This window comes from Actinocrinis puniceicyclus (genome assembly GCF_018283645.1).
Taxonomy (GTDB): domain Bacteria; phylum Actinomycetota; class Actinomycetes; order Streptomycetales; family Catenulisporaceae; genus Actinocrinis; species Actinocrinis puniceicyclus.
The window spans coordinates 1-2,445 of record NZ_JAGSXH010000266.1; the positions used below are offsets into that span (position 1 = coordinate 1).

The 2,445-nt window shown below is 75.7% G+C and carries 2 protein-coding genes; one reads left to right on the plus strand and one right to left on the minus strand.

The genetic code is table 11. The features are described from left to right. A partial coding sequence (locus KGA66_RS28600) for a hypothetical protein (protein WP_211472660.1) occupies nucleotides 1-1,157 on the plus strand: 1,157 nt, incomplete at its 5' end. A 311-nt stretch (nucleotides 1,158-1,468) separates the two neighbouring features. On the opposite strand, the gene KGA66_RS28605 is transcribed toward KGA66_RS28600, so the two are convergent. Continuing rightward, nucleotides 1,469-2,350 (minus strand): FAD:protein FMN transferase, encoded by an 882-nt coding sequence (locus tag KGA66_RS28605; RefSeq protein ID WP_211472662.1) that lies wholly within the window; start codon nucleotides 2,348-2,350, stop codon nucleotides 1,469-1,471. Between the last annotated feature and the right edge of the window lie 95 nt (nucleotides 2,351-2,445).

Here is a 2,445-nt window from a genome sequence, read left to right on the forward strand (position 1 = left end):
GCCCGTGCCTGTACTGCGGGCGGCCGGTGCAGCAGCGGGCCGGGGCGGGGCGCCCCTATCAGTACTGCCGGGACAACGACGACGCGTGTCTGAAGGCGGCGCGTAACGCGCGGGCGCGGGAGCGGAATGCGCCGGGGTTGCCGGGGCAGGTGGCGCAGGCCTGGGAGTTGGTCGATCGGCTCGATCAGGTGGCGGGGGCGCTCGCGGCGTCGCTGGCGGGGGAGTTGTCGGCGGCCGGCGTGGAGAGCCGGGTGGCCTCCGTGCGCGCTGAGGCCGCGGCGCAGGTCGCGGCGGCGCAGGCGCAGCGGGAGGAGGCCGTGGCGCGGGCGCTGACCGCGGGGGAGCGTGCGGATCAGGCTGCTGAGGAGGCTGGGGCGGCGCTGGCCGCTCGGGACGAGGCGGTGGCGCTGGCCGCTGCCGCGCAGGATGAGGCGCAGCGTGCGCTGCGGGAGTGCGCCGCCGCCGTGGATCGTGCGGATCAGGCTGCTGAGGAGGCTGGGGCGGCGCTGGCCGCTCGGGACGAGGCGGTGGCGCTGGCCGCTGCTGCGCAGGATGAGGCACAGCGTGCTGTGGTGGCGCGGGACGCGGCGATAGGGCGTGCGCTGGCGGCGCAGCAGGAGGCGGCGCGGGAGCGGGAAAACGCGGCGCGGGCACTGGCGCAGCAGGCTGCGGCGGTTCAGGAAGCGCGGGAGGCACAGGCGGCGCGGGCGCAGGCACAGGCGCAGGCGAGCGCCGCCGAGGCGACGGCGCGGGCGGAAAGCGCGGCGCGCCTTGATGCCGATCGGCGGGCGCAGGAGGCGTGGGCGCATGCCTCGGACGCGGAGCGCGAGCGCGGGGAGGCGCTGGCGGGCGTGCAGCGCGCTGAGGCGGAGCGGGATGCGGCGCGCGCCGAGGCACGCGATCAGGCGCGGCTGCTGGAGCGGGAGGTGGCGGCGCGAGACCAGGAGACGGCGCGGTTGCGCGAGGAGTTGGCCGCGTCGGGCGCGCAGCGGGATGCGGCTCGTGCCCGGGTCGACGAGTTGACGGCGCGGCTGCTGGAGTTGACGGCGCCAACGCCGACGGCGGCGCCAACGCCGGTGCCTGTGCCCGCGCAGACGGGCGGTGCGGGCGACTCCGGTGTGCCTCGTGATGCCGCCGGTGAACCGCGCGAATCGTGACGACGGGCGCGGCCGTGCGGTGTGCGGCCGCATGTGCGGAAGCCCGCGCCGCGCGCAGCCGAGGCAGGATGGCGATCCGTCCTGGACTGCGCGCCACGGGCGGCGCGGGCTTCACGGAGTGTTGTCGTTCGCTTGGGGGAGCGTTGCCAACACGGGCCGGTCGCGACGTGCGACCGGTGTGACCATGACAGCGCCGGGGGCCCCGGGCGTACCAGGGCGGGCCGGTGAGGATCACCCGCACGGGCGATGGGCGGGTCCGGTGGAAGTCCGGCCGGGTCGACGCGCCGAGACACCGGCGCGCTGGTGCCCGCTCACGGGTTGTCGCGGGGGTGCGCCGGAAGGGCGGGAGCGTAGCGGCGCAGCCCGGCTGTCCACCATGCTCCGCCGTCGGGTTGGACGGTCAGGGACTCGTATCCGCCGCGCTCGGCCAGGTCGGTGAGCCAGGCGCAGGCGTCGGCGGGTGAGGCGGCGCCGGCCAGGGCGAGCGCGGCGGTGGCGTAGCCGTCGGCGAGCGCGAGATCCTCCCCGGTGACGGTCACCTGGACCAGGGCCGTGGCGGGACGGTGGGTGCGCGGGTCGTACACGTGCAGGCCGCGTTCCGCGGTGCCGGAGGTGGCCACGGCGCCGTCGCAGCGCTCGAAGACGAGCAGGGTCTGACCGGGGCGGTGCGGATCGGCGACGCCGATGCGCCACGGCGTTGGACCGGCTGTGCTCTGCTGCGTCGTGGTCGTGGTCGTGGTCGTGGTCGTGGTCGCCGCGCTGGTGCCGCCGCGCACGCGTACGTCGCCGCCGGCGTTCAGGGCGTGGCGGGTGAGGCCGTGTTCGGTCAGCACGCGGCTGGCGTTTTCGGCGGCCCAGCCTTTGACGGCGCCGCTGGGGTCGAACAGCGGCGGGTCGCCGACGTTCCAGGCGTCGAAGCCGCCGCGGGACTCGCGGTGCAGTTGGGCGCACAGGGCGAGGATTTCGCGGATCAGATCCCCGTCGGGGTGAGCGGGCAGTTCGGTCAGCGGCAGGCGGCCGTCGCGGATGCGGCTGATCGGGCTGTCGGGCTTGTAGGTCGAGAAGATCTCGTCGATGCGCCGCAGGTAGGCGTAGGCGGCGCGCGCGGCTTCGGCGAAGAGCGCGGGATCGGTCTCGTCCGGGGTGGCCAGGGAGATAGCGGTGCCCATGATGTGTTCGACGGCTGTGCGCAACGGCGGCCTCGGCTCCTTGTCTTCGTGTCCTCGTGTCCGCGGCGGACGGGTGTTCGGCGCTGTTCGGCGCCGTGGGGTGGTACTGGAAATGATTG